20 protein-coding genes and 1 pseudogene are annotated in these 22,214 nt (G+C 72.4%); 10 read left to right on the forward strand and 11 right to left on the reverse strand.

Features of this window, described 5'->3' with window-relative positions; translation table 11 throughout:
* Positions 1-96: 96 nt before the first annotated feature.
* Positions 97-1,392: a serine-threonine protein kinase gene (locus ABZS71_RS16560; protein WP_355844361.1), complete on the reverse strand. Its 1,296-nt coding sequence runs from the start codon at positions 1,390-1,392 to the stop codon at positions 97-99.
* 309 nt (positions 1,393-1,701) lie between these two features.
* Between ABZS71_RS16560 and ABZS71_RS16565 the strand changes: the two genes are divergently transcribed.
* The 4 genes from ABZS71_RS16565 (at position 1,702) to ABZS71_RS16580 (ending at position 5,974) form a co-directional block, all read left to right on the forward strand.
* A complete protein-coding gene (locus tag ABZS71_RS16565) occupies positions 1,702-2,742 on the forward strand; it encodes a LysR family transcriptional regulator (protein WP_356210695.1) in 1,041 nt (346 codons plus the stop codon).
* A gap of 143 nt (positions 2,743-2,885) precedes the next feature.
* Complete coding sequence (locus tag ABZS71_RS16570; RefSeq protein WP_356210873.1) at positions 2,886-3,671, forward strand: SDR family oxidoreductase; 786 nt, start codon at positions 2,886-2,888, stop codon at positions 3,669-3,671.
* Positions 3,672-3,719: 48 nt separating this feature from the next.
* Positions 3,720-5,363, forward strand: coding sequence for an AMP-binding protein (locus tag ABZS71_RS16575; RefSeq protein WP_356210698.1), 1,644 nt, complete (start codon positions 3,720-3,722; stop codon positions 5,361-5,363).
* Between the two features lie 17 nt (positions 5,364-5,380).
* Positions 5,381-5,974 (forward strand): TetR/AcrR family transcriptional regulator, encoded by a 594-nt coding sequence (locus ABZS71_RS16580; RefSeq protein WP_355844352.1) that lies wholly within the window; start codon positions 5,381-5,383, stop codon positions 5,972-5,974.
* A 92-nt stretch (positions 5,975-6,066) separates the two neighbouring features.
* Here ABZS71_RS16580 and ABZS71_RS16585 read toward each other — a convergent pair whose 3' ends face one another.
* The 3 genes from ABZS71_RS16585 to ABZS71_RS16595 all read right to left on the reverse strand — a co-directional run bounded on the left by ABZS71_RS16585 (position 6,067) and on the right by ABZS71_RS16595 (position 8,550).
* Complete coding sequence (locus ABZS71_RS16585; RefSeq protein WP_356210700.1) at positions 6,067-7,281, reverse strand: acyl-CoA dehydrogenase family protein; 1,215 nt, start codon at positions 7,279-7,281, stop codon at positions 6,067-6,069.
* Positions 7,282-7,289: 8 nt separating this feature from the next.
* Positions 7,290-8,312, reverse strand: coding sequence for a phosphotransferase family protein (locus ABZS71_RS16590; protein ID WP_355844348.1), 1,023 nt, complete (start codon positions 8,310-8,312; stop codon positions 7,290-7,292).
* 100 nt (positions 8,313-8,412) lie between these two features.
* The gene (locus ABZS71_RS16595) at positions 8,413-8,550 is read right to left on the reverse strand and encodes a hypothetical protein (RefSeq protein WP_356210702.1); all 138 of its coding nucleotides are present in this window, start codon (positions 8,548-8,550) and stop codon (positions 8,413-8,415) included.
* Between the two features lie 229 nt (positions 8,551-8,779).
* On the opposite strand from ABZS71_RS16595, the gene ABZS71_RS16600 reads away from it, so the two are divergent.
* Positions 8,780-9,706, forward strand: a complete 927-nt coding sequence (locus tag ABZS71_RS16600; RefSeq protein ID WP_356210704.1) for an NADP-dependent oxidoreductase — start codon at positions 8,780-8,782, stop codon at positions 9,704-9,706.
* A gap of 293 nt (positions 9,707-9,999) precedes the next feature.
* On the opposite strand, the gene ABZS71_RS16605 is transcribed toward ABZS71_RS16600, so the two are convergent.
* From ABZS71_RS16605 to ABZS71_RS16620, 4 genes are read right to left on the reverse strand one after another with little or no spacing between them, the layout of a single operon-like run.
* Positions 10,000-10,335: a DUF202 domain-containing protein gene (locus ABZS71_RS16605; protein ID WP_356210706.1), complete on the reverse strand. Its 336-nt coding sequence runs from the start codon at positions 10,333-10,335 to the stop codon at positions 10,000-10,002.
* A 4-nt stretch (positions 10,336-10,339) separates the two neighbouring features.
* Positions 10,340-10,768: a DUF202 domain-containing protein gene (locus ABZS71_RS16610; RefSeq protein ID WP_356210709.1), complete on the reverse strand. Its 429-nt coding sequence runs from the start codon at positions 10,766-10,768 to the stop codon at positions 10,340-10,342.
* Complete coding sequence (locus ABZS71_RS16615) at positions 10,765-11,301, reverse strand: NUDIX domain-containing protein (RefSeq protein ID WP_356210712.1); 537 nt, start codon at positions 11,299-11,301, stop codon at positions 10,765-10,767. Before ABZS71_RS16615 ends, ABZS71_RS16610 begins: the two co-directional genes overlap by 4 nt.
* A gap of 28 nt (positions 11,302-11,329) precedes the next feature.
* The gene (locus tag ABZS71_RS16620; protein WP_356210716.1) at positions 11,330-12,061 is read right to left on the reverse strand and encodes a hypothetical protein; all 732 of its coding nucleotides are present in this window, start codon (positions 12,059-12,061) and stop codon (positions 11,330-11,332) included.
* Positions 12,062-12,268: 207 nt separating this feature from the next.
* Here ABZS71_RS16620 and ABZS71_RS16625 point away from each other — a divergent pair, with 207 nt between their 5' ends.
* The 4 genes from ABZS71_RS16625 (at position 12,269) to ABZS71_RS16640 (ending at position 16,978) form a co-directional block, all read left to right on the forward strand.
* On the forward strand, positions 12,269-13,924 hold the full coding sequence (locus tag ABZS71_RS16625; RefSeq protein ID WP_356210719.1) for an FAD-binding dehydrogenase: 1,656 nt from the start codon (positions 12,269-12,271) through the stop codon (positions 13,922-13,924).
* A gap of 431 nt (positions 13,925-14,355) precedes the next feature.
* Positions 14,356-15,090: a molybdopterin-dependent oxidoreductase gene (locus tag ABZS71_RS16630; RefSeq protein ID WP_356210721.1), complete on the forward strand. Its 735-nt coding sequence runs from the start codon at positions 14,356-14,358 to the stop codon at positions 15,088-15,090.
* Positions 15,074-15,823: a cytochrome b/b6 domain-containing protein gene (locus ABZS71_RS16635; protein ID WP_356210724.1), complete on the forward strand. Its 750-nt coding sequence runs from the start codon at positions 15,074-15,076 to the stop codon at positions 15,821-15,823. The genes ABZS71_RS16630 and ABZS71_RS16635 overlap by 17 nt, the downstream gene beginning before the upstream one ends.
* A 102-nt stretch (positions 15,824-15,925) precedes the next feature.
* Positions 15,926-16,978, forward strand: coding sequence for a glycoside hydrolase family 6 protein (locus ABZS71_RS16640; protein ID WP_356210727.1), 1,053 nt, complete (start codon positions 15,926-15,928; stop codon positions 16,976-16,978).
* A 15-nt stretch (positions 16,979-16,993) separates the two neighbouring features.
* On the opposite strand, the gene ABZS71_RS16645 is transcribed toward ABZS71_RS16640, so the two are convergent.
* Positions 16,994-18,898, reverse strand: coding sequence for a glycosyltransferase family 2 protein (locus tag ABZS71_RS16645; RefSeq protein ID WP_356210729.1), 1,905 nt, complete (start codon positions 18,896-18,898; stop codon positions 16,994-16,996).
* A gap of 275 nt (positions 18,899-19,173) precedes the next feature.
* Between ABZS71_RS16645 and ABZS71_RS16650 the strand changes: the two genes are divergently transcribed.
* Positions 19,174-20,373 (forward strand): glycosyltransferase, encoded by a 1,200-nt coding sequence (locus tag ABZS71_RS16650; RefSeq protein ID WP_356210732.1) that lies wholly within the window; start codon positions 19,174-19,176, stop codon positions 20,371-20,373.
* Positions 20,374-20,594: 221 nt separating this feature from the next.
* Here ABZS71_RS16650 and ABZS71_RS16655 read toward each other — a convergent pair.
* Together ABZS71_RS16655 and ABZS71_RS16660 are read right to left on the reverse strand one after the other, a co-directional pair.
* Positions 20,595-21,005, reverse strand: a pseudogene (locus tag ABZS71_RS16655) (AraC family transcriptional regulator); the annotation flags it as partial.
* Positions 21,006-21,124: 119 nt separating this feature from the next.
* Entirely contained in the window at positions 21,125-22,078 is a 954-nt protein-coding gene (locus ABZS71_RS16660) for an NADP-dependent oxidoreductase (RefSeq protein WP_356210876.1), read from the reverse strand.
* Between the last annotated feature and the right edge of the window lie 136 nt (positions 22,079-22,214).

Raw genomic sequence — 22,214 nt, forward strand, 5'->3', positions numbered from 1 at the left:
ACAGTGATCTTGGTCGACACGGTTCTAGCAGGAGCTCCATCTCTACTTCAGACGCCTTGACACATCAGCCCCGCCCTTAACTACACGGCGTTGGGTCTAGCCCATGATCCGGCCCGCGCGCAGCACCACCCGCGCCAACTCCTCGTGGCAGATGTCGTTGTGCGCGCCGATGGCCGGAGGGCCGTGCCGTACGACGTCCGACACATCGACGCTCACACAGCCGTCGGCCGGGAACGGATGGCTCAGCGCCGCGGCCAGATCCAGCCGCCGGACGCCCTCCACCGCCTGGATGCCGGTGTGCCCCATCGCCCCCCACCGGGCGTCGCCCGGCAGCAGCGAGGCATCGTCCCCGGCCAGCTCGGAGGCGACCGGGTAGAACACCCCGAGCGCGGTGTCATGGCGCGAGTGGCAGCACACCAGCGGCCCGCTGACCCGGCTCCGGTCACCGCGCAGCGCACCGCCGCGGTCGGCGGCGTGCGGCAGCCGCTCGGCGAAGGCGTAGTGGGAAAAGGCACCCTGGAGCAGCGTCACGGACGCCACGGCGGTCTCCCCCGGGAGCCCGCCCAGCGCGTACGACACCAGACGGCCGCCGAAGCTGTGGCCGACCAGATGGATCCGCGGGGCGGGCCGGGCGGCCGCGAGGGCGCCGAGCACGGGCCCGAGGCCATCGCGCCCGACCGTTCCGGCCCGCCGCTTCATGGCGTAGTACGTGGCGTGGCGCAGGAGTTCCCGCGCCCCGTCCCACAGCCCGTCGATTCCGCCGTCGAAGAGTCCGCCGCGCGCGCCGGCCGTCTTGCGCGACTCGGCGAGCGCGCCGGCGAACCGCTCGCAGACCGCTGCGGCGTCGTCCCCGAGCATCGCGGGCTCGCCGTCCCCGTCCACGTCGGCCGCGTACTCGGTCGCGCCGGACCCCTCGGGGGTCCGCACCAGACCGCGCACCAGCACCCCGAACTCATCCAGGGCCGCGGGCCGCTCGGGCCGTTCGGCCAGCAGCTCGGCGAGGCGCGCCACCATCTGCCCGCGCCCGGGGAAGACGGCCTCCAGCGCGCGGCGGGTGTCCTCGTCGAGTCCCGGGCCCCCGCCGGGGCCCGCCTCCCGGGGCAGGTCCGCGAGCGTCTCGTCGGCGAACCGCATCGAGGGCCAGATCACCCCCACATAGCCCAGCCGCGTATCCGGCGCCTCGCCCAGCAGGCTGGGGAAGGGCGCGAAAAAGCGGTCGTAGAGGCCGGTGGCCATCGCACGGGTGTTGTTCCAGCCGTGCGAGAACACCACCAGGTCCGTGATGCCCTGCCGGGCGGTCTGTTCCAGCAGTCGGTCACGCTGCCGGGTGTCGACGTCCCCGTCGGCGTCGAATCCCAGCTCCCAGTACGGTCGTACGCTCATCCCCGTCATCGCATTTCCCCTCGGGTGGCCCGATGTGCGTGCATCGTCCCAACCGGCCGCGCCGGCGGCCATACGACACGCGTACGGGTTTGGTGTCGATCAATCCGCCGGCCGTTCGCCTTACCCGGAATGCGGTCGGCCGGAACGAATTCCCGGAAATCCATCGCGAGGAAATCGCCGCTGTTCTGAAGATCAGTACCTGATCGGTTCCGGGACAGTTCCGGATCAGTTCTGGATCAGTTCTGCCGAAGGCGTTGCACTATGCTGCCGAATCGTCGTCGCGGCGCGGAATACTCTCAGCGGAAGGCAATGCCCCCCATGCCCTTAAGCGATCGGTGGCAGTACCCCACGGCGCTGCTGGACACCACGATGGACCAGCTCCGCACGCTGCTCGCGGTCCATGAGGCGGGCACCGCGCTGGGCGCCGCCCGGCTGCTGGGGCGTGAGCAGTCCAGCGTGCAGAAGCAACTCGACACCATGAACCGCAACTTCGGCGCGCTGTGCGGCGAGCCGCTCGTGCTCAAGCGGGGACGCAGCCAGAATGTGCTCTTCACGGCGACGGGGGAAAGCCTCGCCGGACTCGCGCGCGGCACCCTGAAGGACTGGCGGGAGGAGGTGCGCGACTGCCGTCGCCGCCTCGGCAGCGGGCTGGTCGTCGGCTCCACCCGCTATACCCTCGGCTTTCTGCTGAACGCCGTGGAGCTGGTCACCGAGGAGTTCAAGAGCCGCGGTGTGGAGCTCAAGGTCGAGCATGTGCGCACCCGGGATCTGCTGGAGCGGCTCGACGCCAAGGAGCTCGATCTGGTCTGCGGCTCCGTGCTGACCACGGCGGGCCGCGACGGCCGGCTCGACGGCTTCGAGGTGATGGAGTGGCGGCGCGGCGGGCTGTCGCTGGTCACCAACCTCGACGCCGGGGAGCTGCCGGGGCCCGCCGTCCCGGTGGGCGAGCTGCCCGCGCTGCCGCTGGCGGTCTCGGCCGACGGCCTCATACCCGGCTTTCTGCGCGGCTGGTTCGGCAGCCGCTACCGCCAGGAGCTGCATATCGCGGCCGAGATCGACACCGTGCAGTACGGGCTCGAACTGCTCTCCTCCGGGGTGGTGCGCGGCTGTGTGCTCGTCACCCAGGGGATCGGCGACGCGGTGGCCGACGGCCGGCTCCGGACCGGCGCCGGGCTGCGGACGCTGGAGCTGACCGACGACATCGGGCCGGAGCTGGAGGTGCTGGTCGGGGTGTTCGTCCGCGACGGGGAGCGCGCCGCCCTGGACGCCGCCCATCCGCTCAATGTGGTGTGGAACGCGCTCGCGGGGGAGAACGCCCGATGGCGCCGGGTGATGCGCAAGGGCAAGCCGGGGCGGTAGGGCATCGGTGGCCGGCCGGTCAGGGGGCGTACCTCTTCCGTTTACACATACCGACTGGTTAGTCTGCCGATGCGGCACGGCGCGGTGCGGGGCAGCACCGGGCGGTGTGCGCAGCAGATCCGAACCGATCCGAGGAGCGTTCGATCGTGGGTACCGTGCGTGGAGCGCGTGTTGTCGTCACCGGAGCGGGCGGCGGCATCGGCGCCGCCCTCGCCCGCCGCTTCGCCGCCGAGGGCGCCCAGGTCGTGGTCAACGACCTCGACGCCGCCAAGGCGAAGTCCGTCGCCGACGAGATCGGCGGGACCGCCGTCCCCGGCGACGCCTCCGGCATCGTGCCCGAGGCCCGCGCGGCGCTCGGCGGCACCATCGACATCTTCTGCGCCAACGCCGGCGTCGGCCACAGCGGCGGGCCGGAGGCCGACGAGCGGCTCTGGGCCGAGGCCTGGGACGTCAATGTGATGGCCCATGTCCGGGCGGCCCGTGAGCTGCTGCCCGAGTGGCTGGAGCGGGGCAGCGGCCGGTTCGTCTCCACCGTGTCCGCCGCCGGACTGCTCACCATGCTCGGCTCGGCCCCGTACAGCGTCTCCAAGCACGCCGCGCTCGCCTTCGCCGAATGGCTCTCGGCCACCTACCGCCACCGCGGCATCGGCGTGCACGCCATCTGCCCGCAGGGCGTGCGCACCGACATGCTGACGGCCTCGGGCGCCACCGGGGAAGTGGTGCTCGCCCCCACCGCGATCGAACCCGAGCAGGTCGCCGACGCCCTTTTCGCGGGCATCGCCGAGGAGCGCTTCCTGATCCTTCCGCACCCCGAGGCCGCCCGCTACTACGCTGCCCGCGCCGGCGACACCGACCGCTGGCTCACGGGTATGAACGAGGTGCAGCGCACCCTCGAAGAGCGGGGCGCGCTCCCCAAGGCCACCGACTGATCCGCCCCCCACACCTCCACCCTCACCGAAGAACAGGGGCCGCTCCGCATGACCTCGTATCAGGACAAGCCATGGCTCGCTCAGCTCACCGAGGCACAGCGCGCGCCGATCACCCCGCGGCCGAGTGTGCTGCACGCCTTCCGGGACGCCGTGCGGACCTCCCCGGACCATCCGGCGATCGCCTACTTCGACGGACGGCTGACCTACCGGGAGGCCGATGAGCTGACCGACGGCATAGCGGGCCATCTCGCCGAGCGCGGCTTCCGGCCCGGCGACCGGCTCGCGATCATGCTGCAGAACACCCCGCACTTCGTGCTCGCCCTGTTCGGCGCCTGGAAGGCGGGCGGCACCGTGGTACCGGTCAACCCCATGTACAAGGGCGGTGAGCTCGGCCATATCCTCGGCGACGCCGAGGTGACCGCGCTGGTCTGCTCCCGCCACGCCTGGAAGGACTACGTACGCGAGGCGGCCGCCGCGTCCCCGGTGCGCATCCCGCTCACCGCCGACGCCCATGACTTCCAGACCCGCGACGACGAGCGGGTGCTGCGCGATGAGCGCCTCCCCGTCCCCGAGGACGCGGGCGACCTCATCGCGGCCGCCCGCGCCGGCGCCCGTCCGCCGGCCGTCCACGAGCCGCGCCCCGAGGACATCGCGCTGATCAGCTACACGTCCGGGACCAGCGGCACCCCCAAGGGCGCCACCAACACCCACGGCAACATCTCCTACAACGCCGAGCGGCAGCACCTCCTCCATGAGCTGCCCGCGGGCTCCACGATCTTCGCGCTGGCGCCGCTGTTCCACATCACCGGCATGGTCTGCGAGCTGGCCTCGTGTGTCGCGGGCGCCGGGACCCTCGCCGTCGCCTACCGCTTCGAGACCGGTGTCGTCCTCGACGCCTTCGCCGAGCACCGCCCCGCCTACACCGTCGGCCCCTCCACCGCCTTCATGGCGCTGATGGCCCATGAGAGGGCGACCCGCGACCACTTCTCGTCCTTCCGGATCATCTCCTCCGGCGGCGCCCCGCTGCCGCCCGCGCTGGTCGAGCGGTTCCAGTCGGCCCTCGGCCCGTATCTGCACAACGGCTACGGGCTCACCGAGTGCACCGCCCCGTGCGCCAGCGTCCCGCCCGGCCTCCAGGCCCCCGTCGACCCGGCCTCCGGCACCCTCGCCGTCGGCCTCCCCGGCGCGGACACGGTCATCCGTATCGTGGACGAGGAGGGCAAGGACGTGCCGTTCGGCGAGCCGGGCGAGATCGTCGTCGGCGGCCCGATGGTCGTCCCCGGCTACTGGCGGCGCCCAGAGGCCACCGCCGCCGCCCTCCCCGACGGCGAACTGCGCACCGGCGACATCGGCTTCATGGACGAGGGCGGCTGGCTGTACGTCGTCGACCGCAAGAAGGACATGATCAACGCCTCGGGGTTCAAGGTGTGGCCACGTGAGGTCGAAGACGTGCTCTACACTCACCCCGCCGTCCGTGAGGCGGCCGTCGTCGGCAAACCCGACGCCTACCGCGGCGAGACGGTCAAGGCGTACATCAGCCTGCGACCGGGGGCCGAGGCCACGCCGGAGGAGCTGTCCGCGTACTGCGAGGAGCGGCTCGCCGCGTACAAGTACCCCCGCGAGGTGGAGATCCTGCCCGAACTGCCGAAGACGACCAGTGGCAAGATCCTCCGACGAGAACTGCGAGGATAGAGAGAACGGTGGCGACCATGGCCAAAGCGACTGACGGCGACGGACAACCGGTGCCACAGCGGCTCCTCGCCGCTGCGACCCGCCTCTTCGCGGAGCGCGGATTCGACCGGACGTCCGTCCAGGAGATCGTCGAGGCGGCGGGCGTCACCAAGGGCGCGCTGTACCACTACTTCGGCTCCAAGGACGATCTGCTCCATGAGATCTACGGCCGGGTGCTGAGGCTTCAGCAGGAGCGGCTCGACGCCTTCGCGGACGCCGACGCCCCGGTGGAGCGGCGGCTGCGCGACGCGGCCGCCGATGTCGTCGTCACCACCATCGAGAACCTCGACGACGCCACCATCTTCTTCCGGTCCATGCACCATCTCAGCCCGGAGAAGCACAAGCAGGTACGCGCCGAGCGCCGCCGCTACCACGAGCGGTTCCGCGCGCTGATCGAGGAGGGTCAGCGGACCGGGGTGTTCAGCGCGGACACCCCGGCCGACCTGGTGGTGGACTACCACTTCGGCTCCGTCCACCACCTGGGCACCTGGTACCGCCCCGGCGGCCCCCTGACCCCCCAACAGGTGGCCGACCACCTCGCCGATCTGCTCTTGCGCGCCTTGCGGCCGTGATTTTCAGCCCGTCCGGCGTTTGAGGACGCGCCCGAAGGGCGTCCCGGGGCCCGGGACGGGGCGGGGGGAAGAGCCCCCACCCCGCGTCCTCTCTACCGGTACTTCTTGAGCTCGCGCCGGGCCAGCGAGCGCTGGTGGACCTCGTCCGGGCCGTCCGCCAGGCGGAGGGTGCGGGCGGCCGCCCAGAGTTCGGCCAGGGGGAAGTCCTGGCTGACCCCGCCGGCGCCGTGCAACTGCACCGCCTGGTCCAGGATGCCCACCACCGTGCGCGGGGTCGCGATCTTGATGGCCTGGATCTCGGTGTGCGCCTCGCGGTTGCCCACCGTGTCCATCAGCCAGGCCGTCTTGAGGACCAGCAGCCGCAGCTGCTCGACCGCCACCCGCGCGTCCGCGATCCACTCATGGACCTGGCCCTGCTGGGCGAGCGCCTTGCCGAACGCGTGCCGGGCCACGGCCCGTCGGCACATCAGCTCAATCGCGCGCTCGGCCATGCCGATCAGCCGCATGCAGTGGTGGATACGGCCGGGGCCGAGCCGGGCCTGGGCGATGGCGAAGCCGCCGCCCTCCTCGCCGATGAGGTTCGTGGCCGGGACCCGGGCGCCGTGGAAGACGACCTCCGCGTGGCCGCCGTGGTAGTGGTCCTCGTAGCCGTACACCCGCATCGCCCGGCGGACCTCGACGCCCGGGGTGTCGCGCGGCACCAGCACCATCGACTGCTGGCGGCGCACATCGGCGCCGTCCGGGTCGGTCTTGCCCATCACGATGAAGATCTTGCAGTCGGGGTTCATCGCGCCGGAGATGTACCACTTGCGGCCGGTGATGACATAGTCGTCGCCGTCGCGCGCGATCCGGGTCTCGATATTGGTCGCGTCGGACGAGGCCACCTCGGGCTCGGTCATCGCGAAGGCCGACCGGATCTCGCCCGCGAGCAGCGGCTCCAGCCACTGCTCGCGCTGCTGCTCATTGCCGAACTGGGCGAGCACCTCCATATTGCCGGTGTCCGGGGCCGCGCAGTTCAGGGCGGTGGGGGCCAGCTGGGGGCTGCGGCCGGTGATCTCCGCGAGCGGGGCGTACTGGAGGTTGGTCAGCCCCGCACCGTACTCGGCGTCGGGCAGGAAGAGGTTCCACAGCCCCTGCTTGCGCGCCTCGGCCTTGAGCTCATCGACCACGGCCGGGGTGTCCCAGGGCGAGGCGAGACGGGCGCGCTGCTCCTCGGCGACCGCCTCCGCCGGGAGGACATGCTCGTCCATGAAGGTGAGCAGCTTGCCGCGCAGCTCTTCGGTGTGGGCGTCGAATGCGAAGTCCATGACGTGTCTCAGCTCTCCTGGAGGGTGGTGAGGCCGTGCTCGATGAAGCCGGGGACGATGTCGCCGATGCGGTCGAAGCCCGCGCCGAGGGTCTGGCCGAGCGTGAAGCGGTAGTGGATGCCCTCGAGGATCACCGCGAGCTTGAAGTAGGCGAAGGCGGTGTACCAGGAGACCCCGCTGACGTCGCGCCCCGAGCCCTCGGCGTAGCGCTGGATCAGCTCGTCCGTGGTGGGGTGTCCGGGGGCGCCCTGGGTGGAGGAGACGGGCGAGTCGGGGAGATTCGGGTGTTCGCCGTACATCACGATCAGGCCGAGATCGGTCAGTGGATCGCCGAGTGTGGACATCTCCCAGTCGAGAATCGCCGCGATCCGGTCGTCGGCGTCCACGAGGACGTTGTCGAGCCGGTAGTCACCATGGACGACGGTGGGCGCGGGGGAGGCGGGCAGCGCCTTGGCGAGCCGGGCCTGCAGCTCGTCGATCCCGGGGAGGTCGCGGCTGCGCGAGGCCGCCAGCTGCTTGCCCCAGCGGCGCAGCTGCCGCTCCAGAAAGCCGTCCGGCCGCCCGAAGTCGCCGAGCCCGACGGCCGCCGGGTCGACGGAGTGCAGGGCGACGAGCGTGTCCACCAGGGAGAGGACGACGCCGCGGGTGCGCTCCGCGCCGATCGCGGCGAGCTGGTCGGCGGTGCGGTACGGGGTGCCCTCCACGAACTCCATGACGTAGAAGGGCGATCCGATGACCGTCTCGTCCTCGCACAGCAGCACCGGCTCCGGCACCGGCACGGCCGTCGGGTGCAGCGCGCTGATCACCCGGTGCTCGCGCGCCATGTCATGGGCGGTGGCGAGCACATGGCCCAGCGGCGGACGGCGTACGACCCAGCGGGAGGTGCCGTCGGTGACGGTGTAGGTGAGATTCGACCGGCCTCCTTCGATCAGCCCGGCGCTCAGCGGTCCGCGCACCAGCCCCGCCCGTTCGCGGTCGAGGTGGGCGCGGAGCTGCTCGAGGTCGAGCCCTGGTGGGTTGCCTGCGTTCATCGAATCTCTTCCTCCGTAGCGGAACGGGCGGACGGTCCTGCCTCATGGTGGACCCGACTTATGATGCCGACCAGTCGGTATGTAGTCCAGTGCGCGTCCGTCACCCGTCCCGTTCCCGCTGCCGCTCGGCGCGGTCCTCGGCCTCCAGAACCGCGTCGCCGTACTCCAGCGCCCAGGCTTCGGTGGCGGCCGGATCTGCCGGTGCCTGGTCGGTGGTGGTGCCCGTCAGCGGTTTCATGATCGCGACGCTATACGCCCTTGGCACACCGGAACACCATCGAATGCGACATTGCTGTCGCCGCTGGCGGCGCAGAGCACGGCGTAGCGGGGCGGCTCGGATTTGCGGTGGCGGTCAGCGCGCAGGAGCGTCGAAGGGAGGGGCCGCACGGAAGCGGGCCCGGCAAGTGATCGGACCCGGCAGGGACCGTACGGACCAGGCACGGCAAGGAACCGCAAGGAGCGCCACCATGAAGGCCGTCACCTACCGCCGCTACGGCGGCCCCGAGGTCCTCGAATACGGCGAGGTCCGTGAACCCAAGATCGGACCCGACTGCGTCCTCATCCACGTCAAGGCCGCCGCCGTGAACCCCGTCGACTGGAAGGCGCAGGCCGGACTTCTCGATCCCGTCCTGGAGACGGTCTTCCCCGTCATCCCCGGCTGGGACGTGGCCGGGGTCGTGGAGCGGCCAGGCCCGGCGGCGCCCGAGTTCCGGACCGGTGACGAGGTGATCGGATACTCGCGGGAGGACCTCCTGCACCGGGGCACCTGCGCCGAGTATGCGGCCCCACACCTGCGCGCGCTCGCCCGAAAGCCGCGGAATCTCTCCTTCGAGGAAGCCGCGGGCATCCCACTGGCGGGCCTCACCGCGTACCAGGCGCTGGCCAAGGTGCTGATGGTGGCCGAGTGCGAGACGGTGCTCGTCCACGCCGCCGCGGGCGGCGTCGGCTCCATGGCGGTGCAGATCGCGCGGCATCTGGGCGCCCGCGTCATCGGCACCGCGAGCGAGCGCAACCACGACTACCTGCGCGGGCTGGGCGCGGAGCCGATCGCGTACGGGGAGGGACTGGTCGACCGGGCGCGGGAGCTCGCCCCCGACGGGGTGAACGCCGTCTTCGACCTGATCGGCGGCGAAGCGCTCGCCGCCTCGGCGCGCCTCCTCGCCCCCCGCGGCCGCCTGGCCTCCATCGCCGACCCAGCGGTCATCGGCCTCGGCGGTCGTTACGTCTTCACCCAGCCCGACCCCGAGGACCTGCTGTACCTGACCTCGCTGGCCGAGCGAGGGGTCCTGGGGGTGGAGATCGCCGCGGTCTTCCCTCTGGAGGAAACGGCGGACGCGCAGCTGCTCAGCATGGAAGGGCACACCAGGGGCAAGATCGCCATCAAGGTGCGCTAGCCGGTTTCCCCAGCTCGCGGTCGGTGCGCTCGGGCTGGTCGGTTCGGCCGGGTGCGGCGCCGTCTCGCGCCTTCGGCGCCTTGGAGGTGGGCCCGGGCCGCGTCGCCGGCCGCCGGGCCGTGGGTCGAATCGGGGCCCGGGGCGGAGCCCCGGTGGGGGCGAGGGGGCCCGTCCACGCGGCGGAGCCGCATATCGGATGCCGCGGGAACGGGCGGGGTGCCGCCGCAGGCGCCCACGACCCGCACCCGCGAGACGGCGCCGACGCAGCGCGACGGCAGCGCGAGGGCGGACCCTCAGCGCAGGGTCACCGCGCCGAAGACCGCCACCGCCATCACACAAGCCACCGAGACCACGGCCGCCCGCGGGGACAGTGCGGGCGGCCGTGGCACGTGCAGGGCCCGGATGCGGCGGTGGGCCACGGCCAGGAAGGCCAGCCACGCCAGCACGACCAAGGCCAGAGCGAGGAGCGAGACCGGGCCGACGCCGACGGTGTGCAGGGTCTGCCGACCGGCGAGCGAGGCGGCCACGGCGCAGGCCAGCGTCGTACGGCGCCAGGCCAGCCGGGTCCGCTCCGGCTGGAGGCCGGGATCCCGCGTCCGCGTTCCGTTCGTCCCATTCCCTTCCGGCATGGCCTCACACGCCCCACCCGAGGGCCACCACGAGCACCATCGACAACGCGACCACCCCGACGGCCATCCCCAGCACCACGGGGAAGCGCGACACGGGGAGGTCCTCGCCTCGCCGCATGGCGCGCTCGCAGCGGATCCAGTGGTTGATGGCCCGCAGCGCGCACACCGCGCCGCCGGCCAGCAGTGTGACCGCCAGTGCGAGCCGGAGTGCCCGCTCGGTGGCCGGCAGGAACTGGGCGACCGCGAATCCGCCGCCCACCAGGGCCATCGAGGTGCGCAGCCAGGCCAGGAAGGTCCGTTCGTTGGCGAGCGAGAAGCGGTAGTCGGGGGTCTGGCCCTCCTCGCGCAGCCGCTCGGGCGCGAACCACAGCCGTACGCCCGCGACGGCGGACCCACGGCTCTCGCGGGGCTCTGAGCGGCCGGATTCGGTCACGGTACGAGCCTCTCACGGCGCCACTCCAGCAGCCGCCGGTACGCCTCCCGCCCGTCCGGCACCCACTCCCACTCGGGGAGGCGGCGGGTCAGCTCCTCCTCGGTGAGGAAGGCGTGCCAGGCGATCTCCTCGGCCTGCGGTCGGACCGGCAGTTCGCAGCGGACGTCGTAGACGCGGCTCCACCAGGTGTGCTCGGGCGTGTCGTAGAGGAATGAGAACAGTGGTATCGGCGCGGGCAGTCCCGAGACGCCCAGCTCCTCCTCCGCCTCGCGCAGCGCCGCCTCGTCATAGCCCTCGCCCGTTCCGACGACCCCGCCGACGAACATGTCGTACAGCGACGGGAAGACGATCTTCTGCGGGGTGCGGCGGTGGACGAAGATCCGGCCCTCGGCGTCCCGCGCCAGGACGAAGACGCAGCGGTGCCGGAGTCTGTGGGCCATGGCGTCGCCGCGCCGGGCCTGGCCCACCACGCGGTCCCGCTCGTCCACGATGTCCAGCAGCTCATTGGCGGAAAGCGGTTCCTGATCAGGCATGCCGTCATATAAGCAGATCGCGCGGGGGTCAGCGCCGGTGGCCGCCGCCGTAGCCGTCGCTGTCTCCGTACCCGCCGCCGTTCCCGTAGCGACCGTGGCCCTGGTTCTGCCCCTGGCCGTAGGGCCCGGATCCGTAGCCGCCGTCGTCGCCGTGCTGCCTCGCGTACTCCTGGGCCCAGCGGTCCAGCTCGTCCGCCTCGTCCTGCCAGTCGCCGTACTGCCCCGAGCCCGGGGACGGCCCGGTCGGCGACGAGGGGGTGGAGTGGCCCCCGCCGGACGAGGGGGTCCGGGTGCCGGCCTGCGCGGAGCCGTCGGCCGGAGCCTGAGACGCCGGCTTCGCGGAGACCGGCCCCTCCGCCTCGGGCTCGTCCGCGCGCGAGCCGCGCAGCGGGGCGTCACCCACCGCCGACGCGGCGAGTGCGGCGGTATGGGTCTCGGGTTCGTCGGGCGCGGAGGTCGAGGTGTCGCGCTCGGGGGCGGCCGACGTCTGATGGACGTCCTTGCCCATGAGGAGGAAGAGCGCGGTGGCGGCGCCGGTGGCGGACAGCAGAATCGCCCCGGCGGCGGCCTTGCGCCGGTTGTCGACCGGACGGGGGCGGGCGTGCCGGGGGCCGATCACCTCGCCCCGCAGTACCTGGGGTGCGTCGGCGCCGGACCCGGTTTCGACGGGCTGGGGGCCGGGGGTGACGAGCGTCGGATTGACGATGCGACGTTCCGTCTGGGGCAGCGGCCCGGGGTGCTCAAGGGAGCGTTCAGCCATGGTCGTTGATGATGCACGGTTGGCCGAACACTGTCCAATCTCGGTGAACGATTGTGGCCTTTTGTTGTACATGGGGGTATCGAACGAGGAGTTGGGTTGGCAGGCCGGAAAGCGCTCCCATGCGTCGGGTTGACGCCGTACTGGCCGGTAGGCAGGATCGCACCGACGACACCGTCGGCCGGCTGACGAGGACGGGACACCACCACCATGGCGTACGACGCGGATGTGATCGTGGTCGGGGCGGGCCTCGCGGGGCTGGCGGCCACCGCCGAACTCGCCGACGCGGGCCGCAAGGTGATCCTCCTCGATCAGGAGCCCGAGCAGTCGCTCGGTGGCCAGGCCCACTGGTCCTTCGGCGGCCTCTTCCTCGTCGACTCGCCCGAGCAGCGCCGCCTCCGCATCCGCGACAGCCGCGAACTCGCCTGGCAGGACTGGCTCGGCACGGCCGGGTTCGACCGCGAGGAGGACCACTGGCCGCGCCGCTGGGCAGAGGCGTACGTCGACTTCGCGGCGGGCGAGAAGCGGTCGTGGCTGCACGCCCAAGGGCTGCGGCTGTTCCCCCTCGTCGGCTGGGCCGAGCGCGGCGGCTACGACGCGACCGGGCACGGCAACTCCGTTCCCCGCTTCCACATCACCTGGGGCACCGGCCCCGGCGTCGTCGCCCCCTTCGAACGGCGGGTGCGGGCCGCCGCCGCCCGGGGCCTGGTCGAGATGCGCTTCCGGCACCGCGTCACGGGGCTCGCCCGCAGCGCGGGCACCGTCGACACCGTCACCGGCGACATCCTGGAGCCGAGCCGCGCCGAACGGGGCACGGCCAGCGGCCGCGAGGTCACCGGCGCCTTCGAACTCCGCGCCCAGGCCGTGATCATCACCTCCGGCGGCATCGGCGGCAATCACGACCTCGTCCGCGAGAACTGGCCCGAGCGGCTCGGCTCCCCGCCCGAGCGGATGATCTCCGGCGTCCCGGCGCATGTGGACGGCAAGATGCTCGGCGTCGCCGAGGCGGCCGGCGGCCGGATCATCAACCACGACCGGATGTGGCACTACACCGAGGGCATCGAGAACTGGAACCCCATCTGGCCCCGGCACGGCATCCGCATCCTCTCCGGCCCCTCGCCGCTGTGGCTCGACGCCCGCGGCAAGCGGCTCCCGGTGCCGCTGTTCCCCGGCTTCGACACGCTGGGCACGCTCGAACACATCATGCGGACCGGATACGACTACACCTGGTTCGTGCTCACGCGGAAAATCATCGAGAAGGAGTTCACGCTCTCCGGCTCCGAGCAGAACCCCGACCTCACAGGCAAGAGCATCCGCGACGTCCTCGGGCGCGCACGGGCCGGGGCCCCGGGTCCCGTCCAGGCGTTCATGGACCACGGCGCGGACTTCGTCGTCGAGCGGTCGCCGACGGCGCTGGTGCGGCGGATGAACGAGCTGACGAAGGAACCGCTCATCGACGAGGCCGAGCTGGTGCGCGAAATCACCGCGCGCGACCGGGAGATCGCCCACCCCTACACCAAGGACCTCCAGGTCACCGCCGTACGCGGGGCGCGCCGCTATCTTCCCGACCGCCTCATCCGCACCGCCGCCCCGCATCGCCTGCTCGACCCCAAGGCGGGCCCGCTGATCGCCGTCCGCCTCAACATCCTGACCCGCAAGACGCTCGGCGGCCTCGAGACGGACCTCTCCTCCCGCGTCCTGACCGACGGCGGCGATCCGCTGCCCGGCGTCTACGCGGCCGGCGAGGCGGCCGGCTTCGGCGGCGGCGGCGTCCACGGCTACCGGTCCCTGGAGGGCACCTTCCTGGGCGGCTGCCTCTTCTCCGGCCGGACGGCGGGCCGGGCGGCGGCCAAGGCCGTCTCGTAGCGCGCGGGCGGGTCCGGGGCTGCGCCCCGGACCCGCTGGGGCTCCGCCCCTGCACCCCGGCTGAGGCTGCGGGGCGCCTGCTTGGGGGTGTGCCCCGGGCCCCCGGCTGGGGCTGCGCCCCCGGGCGCCGTCCGGGGCTGTGCCCCCGCAGCCCACCGGGGCGGAGCCCCGGACCCCGCTGGCCTCCGCCCCCAGGCCCGGCTCATCAACGGCGGAGGGGCTGGATGTTGGGCTCCGGAGCCCCGGGCCCGCTCGGGCCGAACCCAGCCCGTCCGGCGATTGAGGACACGCCCGAAGGGCGTCCCGGGGCCGGGGGCGGAGCCCCGAGGCGGGGGTCGGGGCGGGGGTCGGGGCGCCGAAGTCTGACGGAAGTCTGACGAATCTCCGCAGGAGATGGCGCGCCACCCCCACCCGGTGCTCTCATCAAGGGCATGGACCCCAATACCCACGCCGGGACGGACGGCAGCGGCACCCCTGTCGGCCGTCGCCTCGTCCTCGGCATGCTCGGACTCGGCGCGGGCGGGATGGCGGCGGCGCCCTGGTTGCAGGGGCGGTTGGAGGACGTTCTCGGGGCGGTGGCGGACAAGGACCCGACCGGGGTGACCGGGCTTCTCCCCAACGGCGGGGGGTTCCGCTACTACTCCGTCACCTCCTCCGTCCCCCACAAGGACGCCACCACCTACCGCCTCACCGTCGGCGGGCTCGTCGACAAGCCCAGTACCTACCGCCTCGCCGATCTGCGCGCACTCCCACAGCACCGACTCGTCCGCGATGTCCAGTGCGTCACCGGCTGGCGGGTGCCCGGGACGCCGTTCGAGGGGGTGCGGCTGTCGACGCTGCTGGATGCCGCCGGGGTCCGCCCGGAGGCCAAGGCCGTGCGGTTCGGCTGCTTCGACGGCGCGTACACCGAGAGCCTCACCCTCGACCAGGCGCGCCGCTCGGACGTCCTGGTCGCGCTGCGCATGCGGGACCAGCCGCTCGGGCACAGCCACGGCGGCCCGGTGCGGCTGTACGTGGCGCCCATGTACTTCTACAAGTCGGCGAAATGGCTCTCCGGCATCACCGTCACCGGTGAGGTGCGGCCCGGCTACTGGGAGCGCCGCGGCTATGACGTCGACGCCTGGGTCGGCAAGTCGAACGGACGCGACGATGACCCCACTGCCTGAAGCCGAACTCACTGAAGCCGAGGCCGAGGCCCTGGCCCGCCGGGTGCGCCGGTTCAGCCCCGCCGAGCGCTGGATCCACCGCACCACCGCCGTCCTCCTGGGCGTCTGCGTGGTCAGCGCGGCCTGCCTCTACCTGCCCGAGCTCGCCGAACTGGTCGGCCGGCGCGCGCTCGTCGTCACCGTCCACGAATGGTCCGGCATCCTCACCCCCGCCCCGGTCCTCCTCGGCCTCGCCTCCCGCGCCTTCCGGGCCGATCTGACCCGTCTCAACCGCTTCGGACCGCATGACCGGCGCTGGCTGCGCGCGGCGCTGCGGCGCGACCACCGCCCTGAGGAGCGCCCGGCGGGGAAGTTCAACGCCGGGCAGAAGCTGTACGCCGGATATATCACGGGCGCCGTGCTGGTGATGGCGGGCACGGGGCTGCTGATGTGGTTCACCGGACTGGCCCCGCTGGTGTGGCGCGTCAGCGCCACGTTCGTCCACGACTGGCTGGCGCTGGCCATCGGCATCGTACTGATCGGGCACATCGCCAAGGCGGTGGCCGACCCGGAGGCCCGGCGGGGCTTGCGCACCGGGCGGGTCGACCCGGACTGGGCGGCCCGTGAGCATCCGCTGTGGCGCCCCGACGACACCGGCGACCACACCGGCGACCCCATCGACAACCGCGCCGACAACCGCGCCGAAAACCGCGCCGGGGAACAACCGACGGAGATCGCGCCCCGCCATCGGTGACGCGTTCTTTCTTTCTCGTGTCGTGAATGCGGCATCTTTCCGTCGCGATGCCATCATGCGCACGGGCCGTCAGTTCCGCACTCGGGGAAGAGGAATACTCGCATGGGCGAGAAAGGTGTCAGAAAAACCATGGTGCGGCGCTGGGCTCCGGCCGTCGTGTCCACCGTATTGCTGCTGCCGCTGAGTGGCTGTCTCGGCATGTTCGGCCAGCCGGTCCAGCGCGGCGGGCTCTGGGTGAACCCGGACAGCCCGGCCGCCCGGCGCGCCCGTGAGCAGCAGCGGGAGGGCCGTAGCGGCGATGCGGCGCTGATCCGGCGGATCGCGGAGGAGCCGGTCGCGGAATGGCTGGGGCCCGCACCGCGTGATCGGGTGCGTTTCGTGGTGGATTCCGCCGCGCACACCGGGTCCACTCCGGTGCTGGTCGCTTATCATATTCCGTTCCGCGACTGCGGACGCTATTCGGCGGGCGGCGCGCTGAATGGGAGCGACTACCGGAATTGGATCCGCCAGGTCGCGAACGGAATCGGCGACCGGAAGGCCATGGTCGTCGTGGAGCCGGACGCCGTCGCGCAGGTCGTCGACCGCTGTGTCCCCGCCGCGCTGCGCGCCCCGCGGCTGGCGCTGCTGCGCGACGCCGTCACCACGTTCGCCGCGTTGCCCCGGACCCGGGTGTATCTGGACGCGGGGAACGCGGACTGGATCGAGGACCCCGCCCGGCTGGTGAAGCCGCTCAAGGACAGCGGCATCGACCAGGCGGACGGCTTCTCGCTGAACGTCTCCAACTTCCAGCCCACGGCCACCAGCGAGCGATACGGACATGAGCTGTCCGCCGCCCTCGGCGGTGCCCACTTCGTCATCGACACCAGCCGCAACGGCAACGGCCCGCTGAAGCCGGGCGGCGCGGCCCGGCACGGGATCCGGGCGGGGGAGTACTGGTGCAATCCCCCGGGGCGGGCGCTGGGCGAGCCGCCCAGCACCAGCACCGGGGACCCGGAAGTGGACGCCTATCTGTGGATCAAGCGCCCCGGTGAGTCCGACGGAACCTGCAACGGCGGGCCTCCGGCGGGCCGTTGGTGGACCGAGTACGCGCTCGACCTGGCCCGTAACACGCTCAGCGCCCCTCACGCCGGCAACGCGGGCGGACCGGGCGCCTGAGAGCGGGCGCGCCGGTCACAGCGCACACACCGGGTCCTTCTCCTTCGGCGGTGCGCTCGGCGCCGCACACGGGCTGTCCGCGCGTGCCGTCGGCACGGCCGCGGCGGCGCGGCGCCGGCGCCGGCCGCGCAGCAGCCCGCCCGACCAGATCACCACGGGCGCCAGACACAGGGCGAGCGCGAGGACCGCCCACGTCCGCATCGCCGCATGCGTATGGCCCAGGAAGAACGAGCCGGTCAGCGAGGAGCCGAACACCCCGGCCCACAGCAGATGGATCCGGAACGTGGAGAGCCGGTCGGGGCTGGACGAGTCGCCCTTGGGCGTGACCACGAACCGGCTGGAGCGCCGCAGCACCGCGTCGCACAGCGACTTGGCGTAGATCGGGGCGGACAGCGCGGAGAGCAGCATCCCGGCAAGGCCGCCGGAGCCCTCCGGCTCATGCGGGGAGACATTGTGCCGCCGGTTCCAGACGTACAGCCCGATCTGCAGCATGGCGGCATCGCTGTAGAGCATCATCCACATCTCGGCGGGGATCCGGATCCCGGAGGCGCCCAGCATCAGGAACAGCGCACAGGACAGCGCGGAGAGCATCCAGTTGAGCGCGGTCATCGGGTAGTAGCCGATCATCAGCGTGTAGTTGAGCAGCTTGCCCGGCGACAGGGTGAACGGCGCCTTCCAGAACTGCTTGAGCACGGTCTCGTAGGTGCCCCGGCTCCAGCGCATCTGCTGGGTGAAGAAGTCCGTCCAGGTGCTCGGGCCCTCGCCGACCGCGAGCACATCGGGGGTGTAGACCGAGCGCCACTTCTTCTTCGTCGCGGGATTGCGGCGGCGGTGCAGCTCGAAACCGGTGGCCATGTCCTCGGTGATCGAGTCGTACAGCCCGCCGATGGAGCGCAGCGCGCTGATCCGCACGACATTGTTGGTGCCCACGAACATCGGGCAGCCGTAGGCGTTTCCGGCCCGCTGGATCAGCGCGTGGAAAAGGAACTGCTGGCTTTCGGCGGCCTTGGTGACCGGCGAGTCGTAATTTCCGTAGACCTGCGGTCCCACCACAAACGCCACATCCGGGTCCCGGAAGTAACCCAGCATACGCTCCAGGAAGTTGGGCAGCGGCTCATGGTCGGTGTCCACGCATGCCATGAATTCATAATCGTCACCGTGCGCGTCCAGCCAGGCGTTGTAATTCCCGTGCTTGGTCTTCGCCCGGAAACCGCCCTTCGGCTGATTCCACTTCTCGACGCCCTTACGGGAGAAGTGCCGTACGCCCAGGCGCGCGCACAGCTCCTTGACCTCCGCGTCGTCCCCCTCGTCCAGCAGCCAGACGTCCAGCGGCCCGGTGTGCCGGATCCGCACCGCGCCCTCCAGCGTCGCCCGGACCATCGCGAGCGGCTCCTTGCCGGGCACGAAGCTGGTCAGGAACGCCACCCGGGTCCCGGGCGCGGCGACCACCGGCACCGGGTCCCGGGCCACCAGGGTGGCGTGCGCGTTGGAGAGGACCGTGAACAGCCGGAAGCTCTCGATCAGCGCGATCGACACCAGCATCGTCACATCCGCCGCGGTCTCCCACACCGTCACGAAGTCGCGCTCCACCCAATGGTCCGGATGCAGCAGCCACAGCAGCAGCACCGCCGAGCACACCGGCGCCGCGCACAGCAGCAGCGCCGCCCGGATCCGGTGCGGCTCCTGCGCCAGCAGACTGCGGCAGCGCACCCGGTACGGGCGGTCCGCGGGCGGCGCCGTCAGCGGGCCCGCCAGCTCGCTGTACCGCTTGTACTCGTAACCCCCGGCGGCGCGGCGGTGCGGGGCACCCGCATCCAGCGCCGCGCGCGGGGGCGGGGGCGGGGGTGCGACGTGAGGGGTGGGTGCGGCGTGTCGGGAGGTTTTCCGAGGGGAATCTCTGACGGGGGTCTGTGCGGACATCTGGGCACTCCCGCGGGGCTGGCTGGAACCGAATATCGCGCTCCGATGACCCGTACGGACCATATTCTTCAGGTCATCGCGCGAGATGAGAAGGTAACAATCCCATGGGGCGTGACCGTGCAAATCGGATTTTCGGCGCGCCCTGTTGACTGCGCGAAAGATGTCCACTCCGACGGCCCATCGGCGCGCGTCTTACGTGATTTACATCCCGCCCTCTGGCAGGGTCGGACGCGATGGAAGTCCGCCGAATACGGAGGATGGGGCGCGGTCGCCCGATGAGAGTCCTGCACATCATCTCCCGCCTCGGAGCGGGTGGCGCCGAACAGCAACTGAGGCTGTTGCTGCGCCACTTGCCCTTGCGCTGCGACGTCGTCGCCCTCACGGGCCCCGGCGCGACCGCCCATGGCATCCGCGCGGACGGCATTCCCGTCACCCATCTGCCCATGGGCGGGGGCGACCGGCAGCTCGCCGCGCTGCCCCGGCTGGTGCGGATCATCCGGTCCGGCGGCTACGACCTGGTGCACACCCATCTCTACCGGGCCTGCGTCTACGGCCGGATCGCCGCCCGGCTGGCGGGCGTCCGCGCGGTCATCGCCACCGAACACACCCTGGGCGAGCGGCGGATCGACGGCCGTCCGCTCACCGGCGCCACCCGCGCCCGCTATCTCGCCGCCGAGCGCCTGGGCTCGGCGACCGTCGCCGTCTCGGCCGCGGTCGCCGACCGGCTGCGCGACTGGGGCGTGCCCAACCACCGCATCCATCTGGTGCCCAACGGCATCGACGCCCGCCACTTCCACTTCGAACCGGCCGCCCGCGCCGCCGCCCGCGCCCGGCTCGGCATCCCCGACCACGCCTTCGTGGTGGGCGGGGTCGGCCGGCTGGCGGCGGGCAAGCGGTTCGATGTGGCGCTGCGGGCCGTCGCCGAGGTCCCCGAGGCCCGGCTGCTGCTGGTCGGCGAGGGGCCCGAGCGGTCCGCTCTGGAGGATCTGGCGGCCTGGCTCGGGGTGGCCGACCGGGTCCGGCTGCTGGGGGAGCGCGACGGGGCGGTGGCGCAGGCCGACGACCGGCCCGCGGGGCTGCCAGGGCTGCTGGCCGCCATGGATGTGCTGGTCTCCCCGTCGTCCGAGGAGGCGTTCGGCCTCGCCGCGCTGGAGGCGCTCGCGGCCGGGCTTCCGGTGCTGCACGCCGTCTGCCCCGCCCTCGACGAACTGCCCGCCGGCGCGGCCCCCGGCGCTCGCCGCGTCGGCCCCGGCGCGGCCGCCCTCGCCGACGCGCTGCGCCGGCACACCGTCGCGGGCCCCCAGCGGTTCCCGGTGCCGGATGCCGTCGACCGCTATGACATCGCCCGCAGCGCCCGCCGTCTGATGGACCTGTACGACCGCACCGCCACCTGCGGGCCGGACGGCTGTCTGCGTGTCCCGCCCGTCACCCTCCGGACGTCCCGGCGCGGGGAGCGGGGTGCTCCCGCGGGGTGACGGTCCGTGGGTGAGGTGGGGGTTGAGTGGGTGGGTGATGGCGCCGCCACTTGCGGGCCGGACGGCTGTCTGTGTGTCCCGCCGGTCACTCTCCGGACGTCCCGGCGCGGGGAGCGGGGTGCTCCCGCGGGGTGACGGTCCGTGGGTGAGGTGGGGGGTTGAGTGGGTGGGTGATGGCACCGCCACCTGCGGGCCGGACGGCTGTCTGCGTGTCCCGCCGGTCACTCTCCGGACGTCCCGGCGCGGGGAGCGGGGTGAGCGTGGAGAGCGCGGTGCTTCCGCGGGCTGACGCCCCGTTCGCGCTTGAAGGCGGCGCTGAGTGCGAAGGCTCTGCCGTATCCGACCCGCCGGGCCACCGCCCCGAGCGTCGCCTCCCGCTCCCGCAGCAGATCGGCGGCGAGCGCCGGCCGCCAGCCGGTCAGATACACCATGGGCGGCTCGCCCACCAGCTCGGTGAAGCGGCGGGTCGGCGCCGCACCGGAGACGCCGGTCTTCGCGGCGAGCCCCGCCACCGTCCACGGATGGGCAGGGTTGTTCTGCAACAGCCGCAGCGCGCGGCCCACCACCGGCTCGCCCAGCGCCCGGTACGCGGCCGGGGCGTGGGCCTCCGGCCGGGAGTACCAGGCCCGTAGTCCCGTAGTACGGACATCAGCACGGGAGACGGCCGCGGGCGGCGGCGTCTGGGCCGGTTGAGGCCATGCGCGGCGGGGCGCGCCGCCGCCCCGGGCTGACGTAGCGGCGGTACGGCGCCTCAGTCCGTGACGCGCAGCACCAGCTTGCCGCGGGTGCGGTGCTCCTGGAGCCGCCGGTGTGCGTCCGCCGCCCGCTCCAGCGGCAGCACGTCCTCGACCTCGACGACGACCTCACCGGCGTCGAAGAGCCCGCCGATCCGGGCGAGCGCGTGCCCGTCCGGCTCCACCAGAAAGGCCGTGGCGCGCAGCCCCCGGGCCTTGGCGAGCTCCAGCAGCTCGGGGGAGACGCCCGAGGGCACCGCCACGAGCAGGCCGCCGGGGCGCAGCGTGTCCAGCGAACGGGTGCTGGTGTGCTCGACCTCGTCCCCGACCAGATCGACGACCACATCGACATCGCGCACCGCCTCCTCGAACCGTACGGCGGTGTAGTCGACCAGTTCGTCGGCGCCCAGCTTGCGCAGCCAGTCGTGCTTGGTGGCCCGCGCGGTGCCGATGACATGGGCGCCCAGATGCCGGGCGAACTGGACGGCGAAGTGGCCGACCCCGCCGGCCGCGGCGTGGATCAGCACCCGCTGGCCGCGCCGGACACCGGCGGCGTCGGTCAGCACCTGCCACGCGGTCAGCGCGGCGAGCGGTACGGCGGCGGCCTGCTCATGGTTCAGCCGCACGGGCTTGGGGGCGAACTGCCGGGACGGGGCGGTGACGTACTCGGCGTAGCCGCCCGCTTCGCGCGGGAACCACGGCATGCCGTAGACCTCGTCCCCCGGAGCGAGCGTATGCACCCCGAAACCGGTCTCCTCGACGATGCCGCAGACGTCCCAGCCCAGGACGAACGGCGGCTCGCCCAGCACCCCGGCCATGCCCCCGCCGGCCCGGGTCTTGGCGTCCACCGGGTTCACCCCCGCGGCGACGACGCGCACCAGCACCTCGGTGGGCAGCGGTTGCGGCCGCTCCCGCCGCACCGGGTGCAGCACCTCCGGACCGCCGAACTCGTCCTGGCTGATGGCCTTCATGGAAGGTGACGCGGACACGGGTCCTCCTGAGGTTCACGGCCCGGGCCCGGGCCGGCGGTACGAACACTTCGAAGCTAGGCGCTAGCCCCTGGTTACCCGCAAGGGATACTGCTACCTTCGGGGAAGTGTCCACGTC

This window comes from Streptomyces sp. NPDC005393 (assembly GCF_040606675.1).
In the GTDB taxonomy this organism is placed as follows: domain Bacteria; phylum Actinomycetota; class Actinomycetes; order Streptomycetales; family Streptomycetaceae; genus Streptomyces.

Coding starts and splice junctions, on each gene's coding strand:
- ABZS71_RS16625 (WP_356210719.1), top strand. CDS start 12,269: ATGGCGTACGACGCGGATGTGATCGTGGTCGGGGCGGGCCTCGCGGGG.
- ABZS71_RS16585 (WP_356210700.1), bottom strand. CDS start 7,281: ATGGACTTCGCATTCGACGCCCACACCGAAGAGCTGCGCGGCAAGCTG.
- ABZS71_RS16650 (WP_356210732.1), top strand. CDS start 19,174: ATGAGAGTCCTGCACATCATCTCCCGCCTCGGAGCGGGTGGCGCCGAA.
- ABZS71_RS16660 (WP_356210876.1), bottom strand. CDS start 22,078: ATGAAGGCCATCAGCCAGGACGAGTTCGGCGGTCCGGAGGTGCTGCAC.
- ABZS71_RS16595 (WP_356210702.1), bottom strand. CDS start 8,550: ATGAAACCGCTGACGGGCACCACCACCGACCAGGCACCGGCAGATCCG.
- ABZS71_RS16620 (WP_356210716.1), bottom strand. CDS start 12,061: ATGGCTGAACGCTCCCTTGAGCACCCCGGGCCGCTGCCCCAGACGGAA.
- ABZS71_RS16615 (WP_356210712.1), bottom strand. CDS start 11,301: ATGCCTGATCAGGAACCGCTTTCCGCCAATGAGCTGCTGGACATCGTG.
- ABZS71_RS16575 (WP_356210698.1), top strand. CDS start 3,720: ATGACCTCGTATCAGGACAAGCCATGGCTCGCTCAGCTCACCGAGGCA.
- ABZS71_RS16580 (WP_355844352.1), top strand. CDS start 5,381: ATGGCCAAAGCGACTGACGGCGACGGACAACCGGTGCCACAGCGGCTC.
- ABZS71_RS16590 (WP_355844348.1), bottom strand. CDS start 8,312: ATGAACGCAGGCAACCCACCAGGGCTCGACCTCGAGCAGCTCCGCGCC.
- ABZS71_RS16560 (WP_355844361.1), bottom strand. CDS start 1,392: ATGACGGGGATGAGCGTACGACCGTACTGGGAGCTGGGATTCGACGCC.
- ABZS71_RS16600 (WP_356210704.1), top strand. CDS start 8,780: ATGAAGGCCGTCACCTACCGCCGCTACGGCGGCCCCGAGGTCCTCGAA.
- ABZS71_RS16640 (WP_356210727.1), top strand. CDS start 15,926: ATGGGCGAGAAAGGTGTCAGAAAAACCATGGTGCGGCGCTGGGCTCCG.
- ABZS71_RS16605 (WP_356210706.1), bottom strand. CDS start 10,335: ATGCCGGAAGGGAATGGGACGAACGGAACGCGGACGCGGGATCCCGGC.
- ABZS71_RS16645 (WP_356210729.1), bottom strand. CDS start 18,898: ATGTCCGCACAGACCCCCGTCAGAGATTCCCCTCGGAAAACCTCCCGA.
- ABZS71_RS16565 (WP_356210695.1), top strand. CDS start 1,702: ATGCCCTTAAGCGATCGGTGGCAGTACCCCACGGCGCTGCTGGACACC.
- ABZS71_RS16635 (WP_356210724.1), top strand. CDS start 15,074: ATGACCCCACTGCCTGAAGCCGAACTCACTGAAGCCGAGGCCGAGGCC.
- ABZS71_RS16630 (WP_356210721.1), top strand. CDS start 14,356: ATGGACCCCAATACCCACGCCGGGACGGACGGCAGCGGCACCCCTGTC.